We start from the raw sequence: 22,140 nt of genomic DNA, 5'->3' as shown, positions 1-22,140 counted from the left end.
GCCGTCAGCCGTCAGCCGTCAGCCACGATCCGCGCGATGATCTCGTCGCGGACCTGCTCGGCCTTGTCGTTGTCGATCTGACAGGTGCCCGCGGCCCCGTGGCCACCGCCGCCGTAGTCGAGGCACAGCCGGCCGACCTGGGTCGCCGACATCCGGTTGAGGATCGACTTGCCGATCGCAAATACGGTATTTTGCTGCTGACGCCCCCACATGACGTGCATCGAGATGTTGACCTCGGGGTAGAGCGCGTAGATCACAAACCGGTTTCCGGCCCAAATGGTCTCTTCATTGCGAAGATCCAGGACCACGAGGTTGCCGTGGATCGTCGAGCAGCGCTCGATCTGCTCGCGCTGCTTGGGGACGTGATCCAGGTAGAGCTCGACCCGCTCCTTGACGTCGGGCAGATCGAGGATCTCGTCGACCGTGTGATCACGACAATAGTCGATGAGCTCCATCATCAGCGTGTAGTTGCTGATTCGAAAGTCGCGAAACCGCCCGAGCCCAGTCCGGGCGTCCATGAGGTAATTGAGCAAGATCCAGCCCGAGGGCTCGAGGATCTCCTGCTTGGACAGCCGCGCCGCGTCACACTTGTCGACCGCGAACATCATCTCGTCGGTCACGTTGGGCAGCTTGGCCTTGCCGCCGAAGTAGTCGTAGACGACGCGGGCGGCGCTCATGGCGCCGGCGTCGATGATGTGGTTGTCCCGCTTGCCGCCGACGCGCAGGACCTCGCTCGCGTGGTGGTCGAAGCACAGGTGGAGCCCTTCGACGTAGGGAAGGTTGGTGCTGATGTCGCGATCGGTGACCTCGACCTTGCCGTCTTGCATGTCCTTCGGGTGGACGAACAAGATCTCTTCGGGGTCGATCAGCTCGAGCTCCTTGAGGAGGACCGCACAAACCAAGCCGTCGAAGTCACTGCGGGTAATCAGGCGGTACTTGCTCTTCACGCTCGCTCCAGGAGGTCGCAAGCCTCTAGTATACGTGAGGGGTGGGCCCATCGGAAGCATGCGGCCCAGCGACGCGAGCTGGCGCAGATCGGTGAAAAACTAGCTTTTGCCCGTGTCTGCGCCGTTCGTCGAACACCGCCGCGCGAATCGCGTGACATGCGCGGTGCTCAGGTACCTGAACAATTGGGCCGCTGTCAGGACCGACATCAGATGGCACGCCGGCGCGCTGGTGGCTTGATTCCCCCGCGTACGCTGGCTGCTAGAGTCCCGCGCACGGATGTCGGACGAGGACACAGACCAAGAGCACGGCCACGACCAAGCTGGGGCCGCGCGCAGCCGCACCGAGCTCAAGGACGAGGCCGTGGCCTACACCGAGCTCGCCGAGCAGCTCGCCAAGGGCAAGCACGCGGCGCTGCCCGATCCCCCGTTCGACGCCCCGATCCGCGAGGCGATCGCGGACGCCCAGCGCATGGTCAAGAGCGCCCGCTCCCGCCAGGTTCGTCGGGTCGCCCAGCTGTTGCGCGCGACCGGACCGATCGAGCCGCTCCGCGAGGCGCTCGAGGGCCGGACACCCGAGATCGCCGAGCGGCAGGCCCGACTGCAGGCGAGCGAGGCCTGGCGGACGCGGCTGCGCGAGCAGGGCGACGTCGCGCTCACCGAGTTCGTCGAGCAGCACCAACACGCTGACCGCCAGCAGCTGCGCAAGCTGATCCGGCAGAGCAACCGGACCCCGCCCGACGCCCGCTCGCGGCGAGGGGCGACGACGCTGTTTCGGTTGATCCACACGATCTTGGCGGACGCCGATCCGCCTGAAGCCACGAGTGAGGCATAACTGACGGGTCATGTCGCCAGCAAATGAACGCCCGTTGGTCCCCTGGCTCATCGGCGCGTTGGTGCTGGTCACTGCAATTGTGCTGGGCTGGAGGCTGATCGGCGATCGTGGGGACGCGCCAGCGGTCGACGCCGCACAGACAACGCCGAGCGAGCGCGCAGCCGAGCTGGACCGAACGCGCGCGGGCAAGCGTGATCGCGTGGACCTGCAGCTCGCGTCCAAGGCGACGATCAGCGGCATCGTCCGCGATCTCGAAGGCGCACCGATCGCCAGCGCGCGGGTGTGTGGCTTCGCCGACAAGACCACGCTGCGGGGGCTCGGCGACGCGCGGCCGGTGTGTGTCAGCAGCGAGGCCGACGGCCACTACCGGCTCGAGGGGCTGTGGCCCGTGCCGACCAGCGTCGAGGCCAGCGCGCCCACCTTCATCCCCGGCCGCTGGCAGGCCCGCGACGACGACGGTCACCTGCGCGAGCGGGTCCGGCTGATCCCGGGCGCCACGGTCGAGGGCGTCGACCTGCTGCTGCAGCCGGGCGGTGTACGGGTCACGGGCGTGGTCCGGGACATCTCAGGCGGCGAGATCGAGGGCGCGCTCGTGATCGCGAGGGGCCAGGGGCCACGCGGCTCGGGGCTCGCGGTGACCATGACCGACGACGTCGGCGGCTTCGAGCTGTGGACGGCGCCGGGGTGGCTCTCGATCGCTGCGATCGCCGAGGGCTACGCCGACGGCGAGGTCGGCGGGGTCGCACCGGGAGCCTCGATCGAGCTGTTCTTGACCCCCGAGTCGGTCCTCGTCGGACAGGTCGTGCACGCGCAGACCAAGCAACCGGTCGCCGACGCGACAGTGACGCTCGGGGGCCGCCGCTTCGGCATGGACGATCGCGCGACCCGGACTGACGCCGAGGGTTGGTTTCGCCTCGACCGACTCGCGCCGGGCACCTACAAGCCGATCGCGCGGGCCGATGAGCTGTATGGCGAGGCCGCGGTGCAGGTGCCGCTTGGACTCGGTGAGACCTCGGAGCCAGTCCAGATCCTGGCCCACCCGGCGTTCCTGGTCAGCGGGGTCGTGAGCGTCGCCGGCCGAGAGGATCGGCGCTGCCCGACCGGCGCGCTGACGCTGAGCAGCCCGGACAGCCGGCTCCGGACCGAGCTCGATGCTGAGGGCGTGGGCGAGCTGCGCGGGGTGCTGCCGGGCGTGTACCAGGTCGAGCTGCGCTGCGACGGCTACATCGCCGAAGACAGCTATCCCCCGGTCGAGGTCGTCGACGCGAGCGTGACCGGGCTGCGCTGGTCGGTTAGCGAGGGCCTGGCGATCCGCGGCGAGGTCGTCGACGCCGCCGGCTCGCCAGTCGCCAGCGTCAACGTCGACGCCGACATGCTGCTCACCGGGGACGACCCGCACGCGCGCACGACCAACAACTTCGGCCGCACCGACGACCGTGGTCAGTTCGAGCTGTCGGGGCTGCTGCCAGGTCGCTACGAGGTCAGCGTGGCGGCCCGCGGCGGCCGGCCTGGGCCCGAGCAGCCGACCACCGTCGAGCTGCTCGCGGGCGCCGACGTCAACGATCTGCGCGTGGTCCTGCCGGCGACCGGGCAGCTGCGCGGGCGCCTGATCGACACCCGCGGCCAGGGGGTCGCGGGCATCTGGATCAGCGCCGTGCCGGTCGGCAGCGAGCGGGGTCAGAGCGCGCAGACCGACGAGGCTGGCGCGTTCAGCTTTGACACACTGCTGCCAGGTCCGACCCGCGTCGGCCAGAACCCGCGCTCGAATCTGCGGACCCCCGGGACCACCGACGACGATCCCCAGGGTCAGGTGGTCGAGATCCCCGTCGACGAGACGGCGGAGGTCGAGCTGGTGGTCGAGGCCCAGGTCGGGGTGATCCGCGGCAGGGTCGTCGACGAGCACGGCGGGCCCGTCGCCGACGCGTTCGTGGACGCCGAGCGGATGACCGAGCGCGCTGGCGCCAACGCCCGCGCCGCTCGCCAAGCGCTGCGCTGGAGCTGGGGTCGCAAGCCCATGCTCACTGACCCCGACGGCCGCTTCGAGCTCGACTCGCTGCCCGAGGGCGTGTTCCTGGTCAGCGCCCATCGCAAGGGCGGCGGCGAGGCGACCCTCGAACAGGTCGCGCTGGGGACCGACATCGAGCTGGTGATCGCGACGACGGGTGAGCTTGGCGGCGCCGTCGTCAATCCCAGCGGTCCCCCGCCCGAGCGCTTTCGGGTGGTCGCGACTGACAACGCGCAGGGCGTCGTGATCGGCGACGGGTTCTTCCGGACCGACGGTGCCTGGACCCTGCGCGAGCTCCCGCCCGGCAGCTACTCGATCAGCGCGAGCTCGACCGCGGGCACGGCCAAGCTCGAGCTGACCCTGGGCGAGGGCGAGCAGCGCGTGGATCTGGTCCTCGAGCTCGAGAACCGGGTGACGATCCGCGGGCGCATCATCGACCTCGACACCCGCGAGGGCATCGCCGGCTTCGAGGTCAACGCCTCTGGCAGCGGGGGCGGCCGCCGCCTGGGTCCGGGCGACTTTCCCGGCGAGGTGACCAACGTGACCGACGCGGACGGTCGGTTCGAGCTGCCCGGAGTCGCCAGCGGCCGCAACCGCGTGTTCGCCCGGCTGCGCACGGGCGGGTCCGACAAGCCCTACGACTTCGCGTTTGGTGTGCGCGAGATCCAGCCGACGCCGGCGGTCCAGGACATCGGCGAGATCGAGGCGATCGCCCGGCGGGTCGAGCGGGGCAAGCGACCGGGCGAGCTGGGCTATTCGATCGTCGAGCCCGATCGCGCGGCGGCGCCCGAGGACATCAAGATCGAGGTCGCGCTGGTCCGACCGGGCGGGCCCGCGGCCGCGGCCGGGCTGGAGGTCGGCGCGGTGATCGAGTCGGTCGACGGCCACGTGATCGAGGGCGACACGAATCGCTATCGGATGCTCAGCGAGGTCCCGGCCGGGACCACGATCACGCTCGGGCTCGCGGGTGGCGAGACCGTGAAGATCACCGCTGCCGCGGCGCAGTGACACGACAAAGCCCACGTCCGCCGAGCCGGCGAACCGACGAACCGACGAACATGGGCCTCAATCGAAGACGGGGACGCTCGACCCGATCAGCCCCCGAGCAACTTGCTCATCGGCTGCGGCGGGTTGAGGGGGAACATCGCGGCGAAGTCCCCACCGTCGAGGCCAGCGAGCTTGCGCAGCTCGTAGTGGACGTGCTGCGGCTCGATCCGAACCCCGCTCTCGCTCAGCGCGAGGCTGTTGGGATCGACCTTGAGCGGCTGATGCCGATCGGTGCTGCCACCGACCACGCGGTTGCCCTTGATGCCCTTGCCCATCAACATCATGCTGCTGACGGACCAGTGATCCTTGCCGTTGTTGGGGTTGTAGCCGGGCGTGCGGCCAAAGTCCGAGCCCACGACCACGACCACGTTGTCGGCGACCTGCTGGGCCTCGGCCTCTTGCCAGATCGCGTCGACGCCCTCGAGCAGGGACGCGAGCCGGGGGATGTGCTGGTTGTCGTGATCGCCGTGGGTGTCGAACCCGCCCACGTTGAGGTTGACGGCGATCGAGATGCCCGCGCGGTAGGCCGCGAGCGCGACCTGAGCCTGGCGGCGCAGCTGGTTGTCGTTGGCCAGCTCCGCGGGCAGGTACTGCTGAAGCAGCTTGAGTTCGTTGGCGCCGTCGGTGGCCGTGAACATCTGGTTCATGGCGATCTGCTCGGCCGGCAGCGTGGCGGTGAGCTCCTGGGTGGTGCGGCGACCGTCGCGGGCGCTCTGGATCAGCTCGCCAGCCTTGACCGAGTGAAACCGATCATCGGCGTTGTTGGGGTCAAAGCGATCGGGGTAGGCGATCCGGCCCAGCGCGTTGACGTTGCCGCTGCGGGTCCGGGCGACCAGGCCGGCGGTCTCGTCGTAGCCGCCAAAGCTCAGGTACGACATCGGCAGCTCGGGCCCCGAGTTGGCGGCGACCAGCGCGGCGATGCTCGGGAACCCCTCGATCAAGCGACCGCTCCAGACGTGGCGCGAGCCGCTGTCGTGGCCGTTGGTCTGCATGTCCAGACCGTTGATGATCAACAGGTCTTGGTAGTACTTCTGGAAGAAGGTGTCGTTGTAGCCGACCGGCGCGTAGCTGATGTTGCCCGCGCTGAGGATGTCCCCCGAGAGGTACATGTTCATGGGGTCGACCTCCATCTCGTTCGCGCGGCCCTTGGGGTCGCACATCGAGGTGGGGTCCCAGCCACCGCCAGCGTTGACGAAGATCCAGAACGTGCCCGCGTAGGCCCGCGGGGTCTGGGGCTGACCGGCGACGCCACCGAGGGTCGCCGCGCTCGAGCCGGGGATGAGGGTGAGGCCAGCGAGGCCTGCCAACTTGAAGAAGTCTCGACGATTCATGGTGTTGGTCCTCCGTGGCTCATTCGTGCAAAAACCGGTAGTCCGAGAGCATGTAGGTCATGACGGCCATCCATGCGCGGATCGTGTAGCGGCTGTCGTTGGTGATCCGCTCGGCGTCGGCGAGCGGTTGATCGGACCAGAAGTCCCGGGTTGCTTGACACTGATTGGGCAGCCCGACCGGGTACTCACCGAGCGCCAGCCCGCGCTTGCCGTCGCGCCAGACCTCGAGGAACAGCGCGTAGGTGCGGTCGATCTCGGGATCGTCGATCTCGAGCTGCTCGCCGAGCAGGCGCCAGTGCAGGTGCTGAATGTTGACGCGGATCGCCTCGGTGACCGCGGGGATCTCGAAGCCGTTGTCGTCCTCGGGCTCGAAGCCGGGGTCGATGTAGGGGAACAGGTTGCGGACCGCGGCCGGCTTGGTGAAGTCGCGGGCGGTGTTCCAGCACGAGACCTCGTTGGCCATGCGCTCGGCGACGTTGGTCATGATCCCGTTGGGCACGGTCATGCGCTCGACGATCGTGTCGGAGTCGATGCCACCGTAGAAGATCCGGTACTCGTTGAAGTCGAGCAGGTAGGTGGTGCCGTTGACCGAGGCCCGCCAGGGGTAGCCGGTCACGGCCTCGACCTTTCGCTCGAGCTGCTCGGGGGTCAAGAACCGCGCGGTGCCAACCGGGGCCAGCTCGGCGAGGCGGTGGGTCGCCTCTTCCGACGACTGCTCGTCCTCGCTCCAGCCGGGGTCGAAGCTCTTGGCCCGGTAGTAGTTGGACTTGACGATCTCTTTGACGACGACCTTGAGGTCGAACTCCGACTCGGTGAACGCGTCGGCGATGCGCTGCAGCTCGGCGTTCTGGGCGTCGAAGGCGACGAGCCGGCCGAGGTAGTCGACCGCGGCGGGGTCGTTGGGCTCGCGCAGCGGCGCGTCGCCGGTCAGGCCCTGGAACACGATGTCGACCTGCGAGGCGGCGAAGCGCGGATCGGCGATGATCTGCTGGGCCAGCCAGCGGGTGCCGTCGAGCTTCTCGCCCGCGGGCAGCTCGGCCTCGCCGAACCCGGGCGCGAACATCTCCTGGTACCAGCCCATCTCTGGTGGCCGGTAGCGTCCCTGCTCATCCCAGTTCTGCAGGGCGCCCGCGACTGGATCGATGTTGGCGTGGCAGACCGTGCAGGCGTCACTCTCGCGGGTCGGGTTGAAGTCCTCGATCGCGGTCGGGTCGATCGGCCGCTCGGCGAGCTTGAGCACGTCGGTGGCCAAGAACAGCTTGAACACCATCCGCGAGCGGTGGCGGTTGCGGTTGGTCGCCGTGGTCGGGAACCGGTTGAGCCAGATGTGCGAGGTGAGCACGCCCGAGTGGGGGATCCCGCTGAGCTTGGCCTCGACCCACTCGTTGGTGTTGGTCGGGTCCTCGAAGTTCGCGTTGATGCCGTAGACCTTGGCCGAGTAGGGGTTCACCAGCGTGTAGTCGGCGGTGAGGATCTCGGTGAACGGGCGATCGTTGCGGACCACGTGGGCGATCAGCTCGAGCGACTCGCGGGCCACGGCCTCGTTGCTGCGACGGCGGGCCTGGTTGCGCTCGCCCTCGTCTTCGATCGCCTCGAACCAGTAGCTGCCGGGGTAGTCCTCGCCGTCGAGCAGGTCGATGGCGTCGACGTTTGGCAGGTAGCGATCCGTCAAGAAGTGATCGTTGTAGAGCTCGACGACCCGGTCGAGGAACACCTCTTCGGTCATCATGCTGTCGAGCACGAGATCGAGGGCCTCGAGCCCGCCGTTTTGCACGGCGAGCTGCTCCTCCGGGGTGGGCAGCCGGCCGACCAGCGCGAGGCTGGCCTTGCGCAGGGTCTCGACGTCGCTGATCATCTCGACGTCGCTGAAGTAGGCCTGGCTGCTGGTGTCGTCGGTGGCGCACTCGACCGGGTTCTTGATCCGATCGACGAGCTCGACGAAGGCGTCGTACTCGGCGCTGCCACGCTCGATCTGGACCCCGCCGCCGTGCTCGATCGTGTTGGTCGGCTTGACGATCAGCCACGGCTCGCCCTCGTACTCGAGCTTGGCGAGGCGCTCGACCGTCGCGAGGTTGGCGTCGAGGTAGCCGGTCCAGTCCGACGACTGCAGCACGAACTGCGAGTTCTTGGCCACGCCGGTCGTGCTGTGGCAGGTGAAGCACTTCTGTGACATCACCGGCGCCCAGATCTGCTCTTTGAAGAAGTCCTCGTTGGAGACGCACTCCTCCGGTTGCTCGGGCGCGCAGCCCATGAGACCGCAGGGGCCGATGCTCCCGAGGACGAGGACGAAGGCCCCGATGGTTCGAAGGTCACGCTGTCGATACCTGGTCATGATCTGTAGCTCCCGAAGATCCCTAATCTGATGATGCTCAATTCACGCGAAGTGGCGGGGCAGCGGACCGCTCAGGGGCCCGTGTCGCCGTCGCCATCTCCGTCCCCGTCGCCATCGCCGTCGCCGTCCCCGTCGCCATCCCCATCGCCGTCCCCGTCCCCGGTGTCGCCGTCGCCGTCGCCGTCGCCGTCCCCGGTGTCGCCGTCGCCGTCGCCGTCCCCGCTGGCGGGCACACACTGGCCCTCGGCGCCCACGCACATCTCGTCCATGCCGCAGTCGCCACAGTTGCCACCGCACGAGTCGGAGCCGCACTCGCGGCCGTCACACTGGGGCACGCACGCGCACCCGAGCGGGTCGTCGGCCGGCTGCGCGAACCCTTCGACGCACTCGCACCCGGGCTCACCGTTGTCCACGCAGGTGCCGTTGCCGTCGCACTCTTGCAGGTAGCAGCTGCCCGTGTCGAACTGAAAGAAGCCGAGGTTGTAGGCGAGGTCGTCGTCGCCCGCGATCACGCCAACGCTGACTGGCGCGTCGATGGCTGGGGCGTGGAGGGGCAGCACATCAAACGAGACGTGGTCGCCCGCGGCGTTGATCGAGGCGGTCAGCACCCCCGCGGCGCAGCCGGTCGTCAGGCTTCCGCCCTCGAGCTGGGCGAGCTTGAACCCGCAGTGGCCCTTGCCGTTGAGCACGGTCTGCTCGCCGTCAAAGTCCCACGCGGTGATCAGCAGGTCGACCCGATGGGTGCCGTCGAGATCGAGCTCGAAGTGGAGGTTGTCGACGAAGTTGCCGCCCGGCTTGGTCGGCGAGACGCCGAGCTCGGGCTCGACCAAGGCGATCGTGGGGGTGCCCGTGCTCGCCAGCGCGACGTCGCCGAGGTACTCCACATAGGCGACGTTGCCCTCGTAGGCCACGGTCCGCTCGACGGCGGACACCAGCACGCTGGTGTCGGTGGCGCTGCCCGCCACCGTCACGGTCGCCGGCAGGGCCAGGCGCAGATCCACGGGCTCGATCGTGACGGCGTCACCGACCTGATCGTAGCCAGACCTGCTCAGCGACGCCTCGGTCCGACGCAGGATGATCTCGGTCTCGACCGCGAGCGCGCCAGCTGGGATGTCGACCGTCACGCCGCCACCGCTGACCGAGCCCCCGTCGGGGCCGATCAGCGCGCGCGCCAGCTCGGGCTCCTGGTCAGGCGAGCAGGCCACACCGCCAGCCCACACCAGCGCCACGGCCACCAGAGAGACGCATGCGAGTCCAAGGGTCCGGCGGGCGGACCTGGGGGGAGCATCCATACCCGTTCGTTTACAGAGTCGAGCGCTGCAAAGTCAAAGCAAAACGTTCACGCCGGTTTGCGGCGCAGTTGATCATCTTGCAATTTGTAGCGGGTCAATTGCACGGGTCCGACCGACTGTGGTCACTGCCCCCCGCTCGTCGGCGCGAGCTCGCGAACTCCGCGTTTGTGCCAGATCGCCTGGAACTGGCGCGCGTGTGGTCTGGAGCCGAATCCACCCTGACCGGGGCGCGCTCGAGCGGTTCGGATGCGGGGCATGAAAGCCCCGTGAGATGTCCGGACTCGGAAAATCTCCCCGACCGCGGTCCGCACCCGCGGCCATCCGATCAATTCCGCGCGGGTCTGCAAGTCGTGTCATTACGACCACAGGTTCGGCGCGGGGCGACGGGCTCAGCTCAGTCGCCCGGCGAGCGAGCGCTGGCGCTGCTGATGTCGGAGCCGTCGCAGCGCGGGCGCGAGGATCTCTCCGACCAGCGTGCGGTAGTCGATCCCGGCCTTCTCGGCGATCACACACATGTCCGAGAACCCCGGCGACAGCCCGGGCAGCGGGTTGCACTCGATGAAGCAGACCCGCCCGTTCGCGTCGAGGCGCAGGTCGACCCGCGCGACGTCGCGGCAACCCAGGGCCGTGAACACGCCCTTGGCGACGCGCTCGAGCTCGCGGCCCAGCGCCGGATCGGTCTTCGCCGGGCACTCGAACGCCACGCCCTTGCTCTCGAACTTGCTCGCGAACGAGTAGATCGGCAGGTTGCCGGCGTCGGCGGTGAACAGGATCTCCATGGGTGGGAGCACCCGCGGGCGCCGCTCGCCGAGCAGCGCGACGGTGAACTCGCGGCCGGGCAGGTAGGTCTCGACCAGCATCGCCTGGCCGTAGGTCCCGACCGCGCGCTGGGCCACCTCGCGCAATCCTGCCTCGTCCACGCACACGCTGCTGTCGAGGATGCCCTTCGAGCTGCCCTCGGCGAGCGGCTTGATGATCACCGGGAAGTTCATGCCCTTGGGCAGCCGCTCCTTTCCGGTGATCATCACGAACTCGTCGGGGGTCAAGAACCCCGCCTGGCGCACGACCTTCTTGGCCAGGCTCTTGTCGAGCCCGAGCGAGAGCGCGGTCGGATCCGAGCCCGTGTACGGGATCCCCAGCAGCTCGAGCAGCGCGGGGACCTGGGCCTCGCGGAACCGACCGGCCGTGCCCTCGGCGACGTTGAACACCACGTCGACCCCCGACGCGGGCAAGATCGCGACGAGCTCGGGCGTGGCCTCGAGATCGACGACCTCATGTCCGTGCGAGGCGATCGCCTGCTTGAGCGCGCTGATCGTCTCGGGCGTGTCGTACTCGGCCTCGACGTCGGCGCCGCCATCACCGGTGGTCTGGGTGCGGCGCAGGTTGTACGCGAGCCCGACCCGGATCTTGGGGCGCCGCTTCTTGCGGGTCATCTTGAGCCCGTACCGCTCGGCCGCGCTCTCGACCACGGTGCCGAGCACGGCCTCGGGGGTCTCGAGCCCGACCAGCTTGGCGGACGCGTAGATCGACGCGCCGGCCTCGAGGCTGGGCAGCGCGTTGATCTCGATGAAGTAGAGCTCGCCGGTTTGGGCCAGGCGCAGATCGATGCGCCCGACGTCCCGACACCCCAGCGCACGAAAGGCGACGTGACTCATGCGCATGGCCTCGTCGCGCTCGGCGTCGGTGATGACCGCGGGCACGTCGACGTGGGTGGCCGTGCAGTGGGTGGTCTTGAGCTCGTAGTCGTACAGCTGGTACTTGCGGCCGGCGACCGCCTCGGCGTCCCACCGGTAGCTGGCGGGGGTCAAGACGCCGCCGGTCTGCGGCGACGCCTTCTCGAGGAACGGCACCACGATGTCGCGACCGACGATGAACTCTTCGACCAGCAGCCCCGACGGGAACCGCCCGAGCAGATCGAACGCGAGCCGGCGGAGGCTGGGCAGATCCTCGACGACCGAGTCGACGGTGACGCCCTTCGAGCTGCCCTCGTAGTTGGGCTTGGCGATGACCGGAAATTGCAGCTCGATGCCATCGAGATCCGACATCCGCTCCACGAACCGCCAGCGCGGGGTCTTGACGCCGTGCTGCTGGACCAACAACTTGCTCAGGTGTTTGTCGAGCGTGAGCGCGCACACCCACGCGTCCGAGCCGGTGAACGGCAGTGACAGGCGATCGAACAGCGCCGGAAAGAACGCCTCGCGGAACCGCCCGCGCGAGCCCTCCGCGGTGTTGAACACCAGGTCGGGCGCGAGCGCCTCGAGCCGGGCGACCACGCGGGAAGCCGGGCCCGAGACCTCGAGCGGCTCGACCTCGTGGCCCAGATTGCGCAGCGCGCGTGTGATCATTTCCACCGTGGCCGGCGTGTCGAATTCCGCCTCTTCCTCGGCGTCGCTGAGTTGGAGGTTGTGGGTGAACGCGATGCGCATGGGGCCGTTGTACGCCGTCCACGCGAGTTCGTGAACCGATTTATCTGGACGCGCACTGCGGGACGCTCTACGAGTCCGCCATGCAACGCAACGCTGTCGCTCGGGCGCGCGATCTAGGCATTACCCCCGGGTTCTTGCCCCCCGGCCCACTCAACGCGATCACCGACGTCACCGGTGTGCGCGTGGGTCACCGAACCGTGATCGAGGGCGAGGGCGTGCGCACGGGCGTCACGGCGATCTTGCCCAACGACGGCGACATCTTCATGGACCGCGTGGTCGGGGGCGGGTTCGTCCTCAACGGCGCGGGCGAGGTCTCGGGGCTGACCCAGGTGATGGAGTGGGGCCTGATCGAGACCCCGATCCTGCTGACCAACACGCTCAGCGTCGGCGCCGTGTCCGAGGGCTGCGTGCGCTACATGGTCGACAAGCACCCGAGCATCGGCAAGCAGCACGACGTGATCATCCCGGTCGTGGGCGAGTGTGACGACTCGTGGCTCAACGACATCGCGGTCAAGAGCGTTCACGAGCACCACGTGCTCGAGGCGATCCAAAACGCCAGCGACGGCCCGGTCCTCGAGGGCTGCGTGGGCGGTGGGACCGGCATGATCACCTGCGACTTCAAGGGCGGGATCGGGACCTCGTCGCGGCGCGTGGTCCTCAATGAGCTCCAGTACAACCTGGGCGTGCTGGTCATGAGCAACTTCGGCGTCATGAACGAGCTGCGCATGGACGGCGTCCCGGTCGGCGCGCTGCTCGAGCCCGACTACGAGGGCATCGCCCGGCGGACCGACAACTACGGCAGCATCATCGTGGTCGTCGCGACCGACGCGCCGCTGCTGCCCGTGCAGCTGCAGCGAGTGTGCAAGCGCGCGGCCCTGGGGGTCGGCCGCGTGGGGTCGTTCGCCGCCCATGGTTCGGGTGAGATCATGATCGCGTTCTCGACCGGCAACCGGGTCCCGCGAGAGACCGAGCGGCACCTGGCGCAGGTTAATTTTCTGCTCGACTCGTCGATTAACGCGTTCTATCAGGCCGCCGTCGAGGCGACGGAAGAGGCGATCCTCAACGCGCTGTGTGCCGCCACGGACATGCGCGGGGTCGAGGGCCACTATTCGCCGTCGCTGCCGCTGGATCGGGTTCAGCAGATCATGGCTGCGTACGCACGCACCGCCAGCGAGCTGCGCGGGGGCTGAGGCCGATTGGCTGGTGTCACGAGCGCCGCCCACTCGAACGCGCGGAAACTGCGCCAACCTGACCTGTCGGACGCGTCCAGGCGCGGCCGTTCGCGCTCGTGGGGCCGGCCAGTGATAGACTGATGTCGCAGTGGCTCGCGCGGACGTCACAGGAGAGCGGATTCAGCTCGCGCTCGCGGACGACGCGAGCGGAAAGAAGTTTGAAGAGTTCTTTCGGCGTCTGCTGGAGAAGGAGCGCGAGCTTCGGCATGTGGTGGGGACCACGGAGATCCACGGACCGACACGGTACGGCAAGGGTGACGGAGGGAGCGACGGGACCTTTGTCGTCAACGACGAACCACGGATCAGCCGCCGTGAGTTCGCCGAAGCGCTGACGTGGGATGAGCCTGGACGAACCTGGTACACGCTGAAGAACAGCCCAAATTGGGACAAGCTCGTCAAGCGGGACGTGGGCTACGGCGGGTTCATCGATGATCCAGCGAAGTCACCCCCCAAAGGTATGAAGCGGCCGCGGACCGAGCTGCTCGAGCACATCTGTGCTGGGGGTCGATTTGTAATTGTCGTGTCGCAGCAAGCGGGTGACGGCCGCAGCCTGCTCGATGCGGTCAGCAAGGCGCTCATGCACTGGCTCAGCGAGGCTGACAAGGCCGTCCCCGCCACGCTTCGCGAGCAATTGACGTTCAAGAGCGCCAACGAGCTCGCCGCATTCGTTCGTGCCCACGCGCCGAGCTTGCCGAGCGAGTTCGCCAACAAATTGGGCCTGACCGTTCCAGATGGTCTGCAATCGTGGACGGAGTGGACCAGCCGGCTCGGGCGTGAGCAACCGACCTACCGGGCAGACGATCCTCGCCGGCAAATCATCGATCTCATCCGGTCATCATCGACTCCCCAGGTCATTCGTATACTTAGGCTACCCGGCGTCGGCAAGACCCGCCTGGTCCATCACGCGCTGGGTCAGCTCGACCTCGACGTCATTCACTACACGGATGTCGTCATGATCGGTCAGCAGGTTACCCGGAGCAACTGGATCGCCCAGGACGCGGGCGCGATCACGCTGGTCATTGATGAAGTGACGTCCTACGACGCCAAGGAGCTCACGCGAGATTTCCATGGCAAGGCACCCGCGGGTGCACGCATGCTCCTGATTGGCGTATCCGACGAGGATGCCAGTGAAGGTGAATTCGACGGCGGGCAAGCTGTCTCGTTTCACCTGCCGGATCTGTCGAATGCGCAGATGCGTGCCCTGGTCGAGACTGAATTTGGCCAGGCGCCAGACGACGAACAGGTCCAGATCGTCCTCGAGCTCTCGGAGGGCTACCCGCTGTTCGCGATCTTGCTCGTGCGAGGGCTGCTGGGCGACCAAGATCTGCTCGCGCGTGGCGACGATCAAGCTGCCCACTGGGAGGCGGCGCGGCGCGTGCTCGCGGGCAGCCGCGCCGAGTACGGCGGCAACGAGCGCTGGCGTCGCGAGGCCCGAGTCCGGGCGAAGTGCCTGCTGGTCGTGATCATGACCGGACACGTCGACGTCAGCTGGAACGATCTGTGGGTTCAGCACGGCGAGGCGCTGCGGCACGCCATCTGCACGCCCGACGACGCCAGCCATGTTCAGGCCGCGCACGACTCGTGTCACGAGCGCGAGATCCTCCGCCGCGTCGGTCGCTCGAATCGGCGGTATGTCAGCCCGGCGAACCTCAGCCGCATCATCCTCAATCACTTCTTCACAGGGCCTGAGGACCTTGGACCCCGGGTCGCCCGGCACACCCCCGAATTCCTCGAGCGACTCCAGGTCCAGGCCAAGCGGTTTCAGGCCGCGCCTTCAGTTCGCCAGCGACTGGCGCAGTGCCTGTGGGATGAATTCGAGCGGCGGACCCCAGCGCCGGATTCGCTCGACGCGATTCTCGACCGCCCGCGTGGCCTCGACATGGCTGCCGAGCTCATGCCCGAGCGCGCAGCTCATTTGACCGCTGCGGCGATCCAATCGTTGTCATCGGCTCACCTGGCGCGAGCCAAGCGGCTGCGTCACGGACTCCGCGGCGTATTTCAAACACTGGTCCAGCAGCCGATCTCGGCGATCGCCTACGAGCAAATCGAGGACGCGCTGTTTCGCATGGCGAAAGTCGAGGATGAACGCTGGGCCAACAACGCCACCGGAATCTGGAAGAGCCTCGCGCTGGTCGCCGTCAGCCAGACCGATCGGCCCTGGCCTGCGCGCTTCGAGCTGCTTCGCCGTCGTTGCCTTCACGGGCCCCCCGACGACCGCTGGCTCGCCCTCGAAGGACTCGCTGTCGCGGTTGCCCACCGCGAAGTGGGCCTCGGGCACTCGCGCGACGAGTACGAGTGGGCTCAACCGAGCCTCGACGAGCTCCGCGCCAGCAAGCGACAAGCGTGGACCCTGCTGATCTCCGTGTGTGATGACCAAGAGCCGAGCGTGGCCGCGCGGGCGCAAGAGATCGTCGGACGAGAGCTTCGAGGGTGTATCAACGAAGACGCCTGTCTCGTCGACCTCTCGCTGCTCGAGGCGCTCGAGCGATCCGTGGGCACATGGGCACCGGAGCAGCGCAAGCAGCTGTCCGAGGCGCTCGCGGACATCTATCGCTACGACGCCGACCTGATCAGCGCGGCGCTGGCGACCGCCATCGCCAACCTCGCGCGGGCGCTCGCGCCGTCCAACTTCGTCGAGAGCCTGGTTCACCAGGTGGGCAGCTGGCACCCCGGGCCGTCACCCATCGATGACGAACAACGCGAGGCACACGAACGTGCGACGGACGAGATCATCGCACGTGAGGCGATCGCCAATCCGTCGGCCCTGATCGAGCAGTTCCCGTGGCTGAGCTCCGAGGACGCCAAGCGGCGCCGTCCGTTCCTGCGCGCGCTCGGTCGCCTCGATCTCGCGCGGGTGTTTGTGACGCCGCTCGAGGACAACTCGATCGACCACCCACATCCGCGTGAGTGGCTGCTGCCCTGGTACATCGAGGGCTGGGCCGAGGCTGACGACGCAAGCCAGGCAGACGCATGGTTGATCGCGCAGCTGAGCGGTGGTGGTCGTCGTCGCGTCGCCGCGCTCACCCTCCCCTTCTTGGAGCCGAGCGAGGTGCGTCTGCGATGGCTAATCGATCTGATCCAGCGTGGAGAGGCGGAGCCCGCTGTGCCGGCCATGATGTACCGCCGATGGATCTCGAGCGACTTCATCGCGCTCGACTGTGAGCTCATCGAGGCCATGCAGTCGCACGCTGGACTCGCTCCGGTTGCAGTGAGCCTCGCCAACAAGCTGCTCGATGAGCCGCTCGATCCCAGCACGCGTGAGCGCGTCTCGCTAATCGCCGCTCGCCTGCTTCGCAGCACCACCGAGACACACATGCCGAGCGTGACTGAGTTCGACTGGCAGCGTCTGGTGACCAAGCTGGCCGAAGCCGACCACGTCGCGGATGCCGTCGGCGCGGTCGTCGAGCTGGCCTCGACCGACGCCCATCGCAACTTGTCACTGGTCGACCGAGCCGTTCGAATGCTCATCGAGCGCGGCCACGCGGCGCGCCTGTGGACCGGCGTCGCGCCCGTGTTGGCCGGCGAGCAGGGGTCGTCGCTAGCGTGGCGACTCACCGGGACCGGGCTGCTGGCGGCCGTCGACACCGCGACGGTGCTGGAGTGGATCGGCGGTCGCAAACAGCGGGCGGTCATGATCGCCGGGATGCAACGACTGTATGGTCCTGCTCTGCCAGCGCTCTCACGGGAGCTGCTCATTCGCTTCGGCAACGGCAGCGGCGTCGGCTCCACGCTCGCGGCTCGAGTGTTCTCGACGCCCCGAGCCGTACCGGATCTCACCCAGTTCAAGCGTCATCAACTCGAGCGCGCGCGCAGCTGGGGCAAGGATGAAGCGCCCGGTGTTCGACGCTGGGCACTCGACGTCGCCGCGGACCTCGAGCGGTCGATCGAGGAGGCCGAGGCCCAAGCCGAGTTCAGCCGCATGTACGGCTGACCGCGACGCCCTGCACCACGAGTGCGTCCCAACCCGGCAGCTCGCGGATGACGTATGCTCCGCGGCGATGTCGACCTTGCCTTCCGCCCCGCGTCTGCTCATCGTCTGCTCGTCCGCGCTGCTCCTGCTCGCGTGCACCGAGGATGCCCGGGCCGACGCAGACGCGAGCGACACCGGCGACGTGGACACTGGCGACGGCGACGGCGACGGCGATCCAAGCACAGGCGACGGCGACGGAGATCCAAGCACGGGCGACGGCGATGTCCCTGAATTCGGCGACACCTTCACGGTGATCGGCACCGCCGCCGACGGGCTCGACGCGCCCCGCGATCTCGAGTTTGCCCCCGGCGCGCCCAACCAGCTGTGGACCTACAACACCGCGATCCACGGCACCGTGATCTACTTCGATCCGGGCACGCCGGAGCAGACCTCGGAGCTCCGCGTGGACGCGTACGGGGCCCACTTCATGGCCTACGTCGCGTCGGCGGCGTTCGGCGACAATGGCAATTTCGCCAGCTGCCAGGAGTCACGCAACGAGTGGAACGTCGGCCCGCAGGCGCCCGACGACTTCATGGGCCCGTCGCTGTGGCCCGCGGATCTCAGCGTGTTCGCCATGGTCGGCCAGCAGTTCCCGCCTGGCGTGATCGAGGGCAGCCACCTCGACATGCTGCACCAGAGCCCGCTGTGCATGGGCATCGCCCACGACGTCGGCAACGCCTACTGGGTGTTCGACGGCATGAACGGCAACATCGTCCGCTACGACTTCCAGGCCGATCACGGCCCCGGCGGCAGCGATCACTCCGACGGCATCATCGACCGCTACGTCGACGCCACGGTCACCCGCGTCGCCAACGTGCCCGGCCACATGGAGCTCGATCACGCCACGGGTATGCTCTACATCGCGGACACCGGCGGCGATCGGATCATGCGGCTCGACACCAACTCGGGCACCAACACCGGGCCGCTGCCGGGCGACTGGGACGGCGCCGACTACAGCGGCTGGGAGGGCGCCGACTACCAGGTGTTGGTCGACGGGATCGACGAGCCTTCGGGCCTCGCGCTGCGTGACGGCCGCCTGTTCGTCTCCGAGCATGGCACGGGCGACATTGTCGCGTTTGATCTCGATGGCGATGAGATCGACCGAATGAGCACACCCGCGGCGCAGATCATGGGTATTACCTTCGGTCCCGCTGGCAAGCTCTGGTATGCCGACCCAGTCACAAATGAGATCGTTCGAGTTGATGGTTGAGGCCGGGCTCGGCGCGAAGCTGGCACGACTCTAGCGCTGCAGGCGCTACCCCAGCGGCCGTTCGCGACTGGGTATCATGGGACCTCCCATGATCAGCCCACAGTCCACCGGCCCGCGACTGCTCGTCGTCGACGACAACGACGACAACCGCGACATGCTCGCCCGTCGGCTGCAGCGGCGCGGGTACGAAGTCGACACCGCGAGGTCGGGCGCCGACGCTCTCGATGCGATCGACCGTGCGATCAACCCGGACAACGCTCAACCTGACTACGCGCTGGTCCTGCTCGACGTGATGATGCCGGGCGTCAACGGGCTCGAGGTGCTGCAGTACATCCGCCAGCGCTACACCAAGTCGCAGCTGCCCGTGCTGATGGCGACGGCCCGCAGCGACAGCGACGACGTCATCGAGGCGCTGCGGTTGGGGGCCAACGACTACATGATCAAGCCCTTGAACTTCGCCGAGGTGATCGCCGCGCTCGACGTGGCGCTCAACCGAGACGAGGACGTGGACGCGGACGCGGACGCGGACGGGGAAGCGGACGCGGACGCCCCTGCACGAGACGGAGAGTCCGGGCTCTGACCCGCTTGCGAGCGCCTGTGCGTAGGTCAGCGCTCGTTGGCGGCATCTGATGGCAAAAACTCACCGGACGGCCTAGCATCGGGGCCCCACCGCTGGTTCAGGTGGACGTGAGGGGCTTCATGCGAATCGTACCATTGACATTGACGTTGACGACCAGCCTGGTCCTGCTTGGGTGCGGCAACACGGGCGCGACCAGCTCGGGCACCGACACGGGCATCAGCTCGGGGATCTCGGCCGGCACCAGCGAGTCCAGCAGCAGCAGCGACGACGGCGTGCTGTTCGACATGGGCGCCGACGATGGCGCGACCGCGAGCGCGGACGATGGCGGCGGCGACGACTGTGTCCCCGAGAACCTGCCCAACCCCAACGCCACGTTGCAGGGCACGGTGTTCGCCCCCAACATGCAGCTGCCGATCAGCGGCGCGCTGGTGTACCTGACCGACGACCCGGTCGAGCCGGTCCCCGACGGGGTCTACTGCGCGGCGTGTGTCGAGCTGGCGTGCGACGAGCACTTTGTGCTGACCGGCCCCGATGGCTCGTTCTCGCTGCCGGCCGTGGCCGGCACCGGGCAGCAATTGGTCGTGCAGAAGGGCCAGTTCCTGCGGGTCGTCGACCTCGACGTCGAGCCGGGGACCAACGTGGTCCCGCCCACGCAGAGCAACCTGCCGGGCTCGTGGAACCCGGCCGCGGGCATGTGGATCCCTCGGATCGCGGTCTACGACGCCGACCCCGACCGCGTGTACAACGTGCTCGCCAAGTTCGGGCTCGGCCAGGTCAGCGCCAACGGTGAGCTGGTTCAGGGCACCGAGCAGTTCACGCTGATCGACGGCGCGGATCAGGGCGCGGCGATGGACGACCTCGCGGCCATGAGCCAGTACCACATCATGTTCGTGCCATGTGCCACGACCAAGTACTGGGCCAGCGCGCCCACGGTGCCGGCGTCGCGGGCCCAGAACATCCGTGACTACGTCGAGGCCGGCGGCAAGTGGTACGCGACCGACCACTCCAACGAGTACATCAAAGAGCCGTTCCCGAATTACCAAGACTTCCACAACCCGGGCATGCCGGATCTGCAGCCCTCGTATCAGTCGATCAGCATCGTCGTCGACACCGATCTGCTGGCGTGGCTGCAGGCGCTGCCGCCCGCGCTCAAGGACATCGGCGGGGGCAACCCGACCCTGAACATGCTGCCGGCGATCACCACCCAGCTCAACTACTCGGGGATCGAGGCGATTCACGATGTGATCGTGCAAGACGACATGGGCCAGGACGTGAACGTCGGCCACCACAGCTGGGTCGAGGGTCCGTGCTCGAGCTGCTCGAACCCCAACCAGCAGCGGCCCATGGCGATCAGCGGTCAGTACGGATGCGGGCGCATGATGTACAGCACCTTCGAGACCTCGAGCGTCGCCCACCAGGGGCTCAACCCGCAGGAGCTGGTGCTGCTCTACATGATCCTGGAGATCGGCGTGTGCTTCGAGGAGCCGCCGCCACCGCCACCGCCGATCGAGTGAGCGGTCTCAGAGCTCAGGGTCCGAGGCACGCGCCGACGTTGGGCGTGGTCGCGCCCTCGGGGAAATAGTCGACGCAGCTGGTCCCGGCGGCCGGGCAATTGGGCGAGTCGAGGTTGCAGAACGAGGTACAGCAGAAGTTGCTGGGGCAGTCGGGCAGCATCGCCATCGGTGCGCAGAACCCAGAGATGCACTGGGGCATGGACGGGTCGCACGAGTCGCCCAGCTTGATCATGCCGGGCAGACAGATGAACTGCTGCTCGTCCCAGGTGCAGGTGGTGCCGATGGTCGGGCAGTCGACCATGAGCGGGTGACAGGTCGTGTCGCCGTCGCCGTCGCCGTCGCCGTCGCCGTCTCCGTCCCCGTCCCCGTCCCCGGTCTCGGTCTCGGTCTCGGTCCCGGGGGCGGCAGTCTCCGACTCGGCCGGCTCGAGGGTCGACTCGGTGTTCCCGACGTCGGTCATCGAGTCGTTGCAGCCGGCTATACCTAGAAGCCCGAGCAGGCAGCCGGACGTGAGCGCGTGCAGACGACGGATCATCGCGCGATGGTAGCGAACATTGGATCCGAGGTGGCGTAAGATGGCGGCGGAGACCGATGCCGCCAACCGCCCTCGCCCTCGCGCTGTCCTGCGCATCACTGCTCACGCTGTCGCCGCCCGAGCAACCAGCCCCGGCCGACAGCGGGCTCGCGCAGCCGCAGCCGGCACCGGTCGCCCAGCCACAGCCGGCACCGGTCGCCCAGCCACAGCCGGTCCCGACCCCGCAGCCACAGCCGGCACCAGTCGCCCAGCCACAGCCGGTCCCGCCGCCGCAGGGCCCGGCGCCGGCCCCATGGCCCCAAGATCCTGCCTACGCCCAGCCTACTTATCCGCCGCCGGCCCAGGTCGCCCCGCAGCCGGAGCCGCTGCAGGGCATTGGGTTGTTGATCACCGGGCCGCTGGTGCTCGGCGTGGGCGTCCCCTTCTCGTTCCTGGGCAACGCCGCGTGGCGGGACAACTGCGGACCCGACACCAGCAACTCCCAGTGCGCCGATGGAACCGCGGCCTCGGCCGCCTCGCACACGCTCACGGGGCTGTTGTTCGGTACGGGTAGCTTATTGACCGCGATCGGCGGCAGCCGGCTCGGCAAGTCCAAGGCCCGGCGCGATCCCGGCTACGATGGGACCGGCTACATCGTCGGGGGCGCCGTGTTGGTCCCCGCCTCGCTGCTCGGCATGGGCATGGTCCGGCTGTTCTTGTGGCTGCCCACGCCCAAGTGCGAGACCTACGGCTGCGTCGCCACCTACCAGAACACCTCTACGATCGCGGTCTCGAGCTTGGCGCTGACCACCAGCGTGGGCGCGGCGCTGCTGACCTACGGCATGGCCTACAACCGCGAGTCCAAGCGCCCGCCGCGGGTCTCGCTGCTGCCGCAGATCGGGCGGGGC

13 protein-coding genes and 1 pseudogene are annotated in these 22,140 nt (G+C 68.1%); 8 read left to right on the top strand and 6 right to left on the bottom strand.

What is annotated here, in order from left to right; all coding sequences use genetic code 11:
• Positions 1 to 11: 11 nt before the first annotated feature.
• Positions 12 to 968 carry an exopolyphosphatase gene (locus tag ENSA7_RS01910; protein WP_219907895.1) on the bottom strand — a complete coding sequence of 319 codons (957 nt, stop codon included), beginning with the start codon at positions 966 to 968 and terminating at the stop codon, positions 12 to 14.
• Between the two features lie 256 nt (positions 969 to 1,224).
• Here ENSA7_RS01910 and yjgA point away from each other — a divergent pair, with 256 nt between their 5' ends.
• Both yjgA and ENSA7_RS01900 read left to right on the top strand, forming a co-directional pair.
• On the top strand, positions 1,225 to 1,779 hold the full coding sequence (yjgA, locus tag ENSA7_RS01905; protein ID WP_106087468.1) for a ribosome biogenesis factor YjgA: 555 nt from the start codon (positions 1,225 to 1,227) through the stop codon (positions 1,777 to 1,779).
• Positions 1,780 to 1,789: 10 nt separating this feature from the next.
• Positions 1,790 to 4,792 carry a carboxypeptidase regulatory-like domain-containing protein gene (locus ENSA7_RS01900; protein WP_106087467.1) on the top strand — a complete coding sequence of 1,001 codons (3,003 nt, stop codon included), beginning with the start codon at positions 1,790 to 1,792 and terminating at the stop codon, positions 4,790 to 4,792.
• Between the two features lie 86 nt (positions 4,793 to 4,878).
• Here ENSA7_RS01900 and ENSA7_RS01895 read toward each other — a convergent pair whose 3' ends face one another.
• From ENSA7_RS01895 to ENSA7_RS01880, 4 genes are all read right to left on the bottom strand, one after another.
• Positions 4,879 to 6,162 carry a DUF1501 domain-containing protein gene (locus ENSA7_RS01895; RefSeq protein ID WP_106087466.1) on the bottom strand — a complete coding sequence of 428 codons (1,284 nt, stop codon included), beginning with the start codon at positions 6,160 to 6,162 and terminating at the stop codon, positions 4,879 to 4,881.
• A 19-nt stretch (positions 6,163 to 6,181) separates the two neighbouring features.
• Positions 6,182 to 8,494, bottom strand: a complete 2,313-nt coding sequence (locus ENSA7_RS01890; protein ID WP_106087465.1) for a DUF1588 domain-containing protein — start codon at positions 8,492 to 8,494, stop codon at positions 6,182 to 6,184.
• Positions 8,495 to 8,565: 71 nt separating this feature from the next.
• Positions 8,566 to 9,729 carry a hypothetical protein gene (locus ENSA7_RS01885; protein WP_106087464.1) on the bottom strand — a complete coding sequence of 388 codons (1,164 nt, stop codon included), beginning with the start codon at positions 9,727 to 9,729 and terminating at the stop codon, positions 8,566 to 8,568.
• Positions 9,730 to 10,175: 446 nt separating this feature from the next.
• Positions 10,176 to 12,212 (bottom strand): D-alanine--D-alanine ligase family protein, encoded by a 2,037-nt coding sequence (locus ENSA7_RS01880; protein WP_106087463.1) that lies wholly within the window; start codon positions 12,210 to 12,212, stop codon positions 10,176 to 10,178.
• An 80-nt stretch (positions 12,213 to 12,292) separates the two neighbouring features.
• On the opposite strand from ENSA7_RS01880, the gene ENSA7_RS01875 reads away from it, so the two are divergent.
• The 5 genes from ENSA7_RS01875 to ENSA7_RS01855 all read left to right on the top strand — a co-directional run bounded on the left by ENSA7_RS01875 (position 12,293) and on the right by ENSA7_RS01855 (position 20,718).
• Positions 12,293 to 13,402 carry a DmpA family aminopeptidase gene (locus ENSA7_RS01875; RefSeq protein WP_106087462.1) on the top strand — a complete coding sequence of 370 codons (1,110 nt, stop codon included), beginning with the start codon at positions 12,293 to 12,295 and terminating at the stop codon, positions 13,400 to 13,402.
• A gap of 130 nt (positions 13,403 to 13,532) precedes the next feature.
• Positions 13,533 to 17,375: a hypothetical protein gene (locus ENSA7_RS01870; RefSeq protein WP_106087461.1), complete on the top strand. Its 3,843-nt coding sequence runs from the start codon at positions 13,533 to 13,535 to the stop codon at positions 17,373 to 17,375.
• 67 nt (positions 17,376 to 17,442) lie between these two features.
• Entirely contained in the window at positions 17,443 to 18,624 is a 1,182-nt protein-coding gene (locus tag ENSA7_RS01865; protein WP_106087460.1) for an NHL repeat-containing protein, read from the top strand.
• Positions 18,625 to 18,712: 88 nt separating this feature from the next.
• Positions 18,713 to 19,204: a response regulator transcription factor gene (locus ENSA7_RS01860; protein ID WP_181232942.1), complete on the top strand. Its 492-nt coding sequence runs from the start codon at positions 18,713 to 18,715 to the stop codon at positions 19,202 to 19,204.
• A 140-nt stretch (positions 19,205 to 19,344) separates the two neighbouring features.
• The gene (locus tag ENSA7_RS01855; RefSeq protein WP_181232940.1) at positions 19,345 to 20,718 is read left to right on the top strand and encodes a hypothetical protein; all 1,374 of its coding nucleotides are present in this window, start codon (positions 19,345 to 19,347) and stop codon (positions 20,716 to 20,718) included.
• A gap of 13 nt (positions 20,719 to 20,731) precedes the next feature.
• Here the strand turns inward: ENSA7_RS01855 and ENSA7_RS43020 are convergent, their stop codons facing one another.
• Positions 20,732 to 21,253, bottom strand: coding sequence for a hypothetical protein (locus tag ENSA7_RS43020; RefSeq protein ID WP_181232938.1), 522 nt, complete (start codon positions 21,251 to 21,253; stop codon positions 20,732 to 20,734).
• A gap of 56 nt (positions 21,254 to 21,309) precedes the next feature.
• Between ENSA7_RS43020 and ENSA7_RS41970 the strand changes: the two are divergent.
• A pseudogene (locus tag ENSA7_RS41970) lies at positions 21,310 to 22,140 on the top strand (hypothetical protein); the annotation flags it as partial.

The sequence above is a fragment of the Enhygromyxa salina genome, assembly GCF_002994635.1.
GTDB classification, from domain to species: Bacteria; Myxococcota_A; Polyangia; order Nannocystales; family Nannocystaceae; genus Plesiocystis; species Plesiocystis salina_B.
The sequence above is the reverse complement of the archived record's forward strand: the minus strand, read 5'-3'. Positions and strand labels throughout refer to the sequence as shown.

Coding starts and splice junctions, on each gene's coding strand:
- yjgA (WP_106087468.1), top strand. CDS start 1,225: ATGTCGGACGAGGACACAGACCAAGAGCACGGCCACGACCAAGCTGGG.
- ENSA7_RS01900 (WP_106087467.1), top strand. CDS start 1,790: ATGTCGCCAGCAAATGAACGCCCGTTGGTCCCCTGGCTCATCGGCGCG.
- ENSA7_RS01895 (WP_106087466.1), bottom strand. CDS start 6,162: ATGAATCGTCGAGACTTCTTCAAGTTGGCAGGCCTCGCTGGCCTCACC.
- ENSA7_RS01890 (WP_106087465.1), bottom strand. CDS start 8,494: ATGACCAGGTATCGACAGCGTGACCTTCGAACCATCGGGGCCTTCGTC.
- ENSA7_RS01880 (WP_106087463.1), bottom strand. CDS start 12,212: ATGCGCATCGCGTTCACCCACAACCTCCAACTCAGCGACGCCGAGGAA.
- ENSA7_RS01875 (WP_106087462.1), top strand. CDS start 12,293: ATGCAACGCAACGCTGTCGCTCGGGCGCGCGATCTAGGCATTACCCCC.
- ENSA7_RS01865 (WP_106087460.1), top strand. CDS start 17,443: ATGTCGACCTTGCCTTCCGCCCCGCGTCTGCTCATCGTCTGCTCGTCC.
- ENSA7_RS01860 (WP_181232942.1), top strand. CDS start 18,713: ATGATCAGCCCACAGTCCACCGGCCCGCGACTGCTCGTCGTCGACGAC.
- ENSA7_RS43020 (WP_181232938.1), bottom strand. CDS start 21,253: ATGATCCGTCGTCTGCACGCGCTCACGTCCGGCTGCCTGCTCGGGCTT.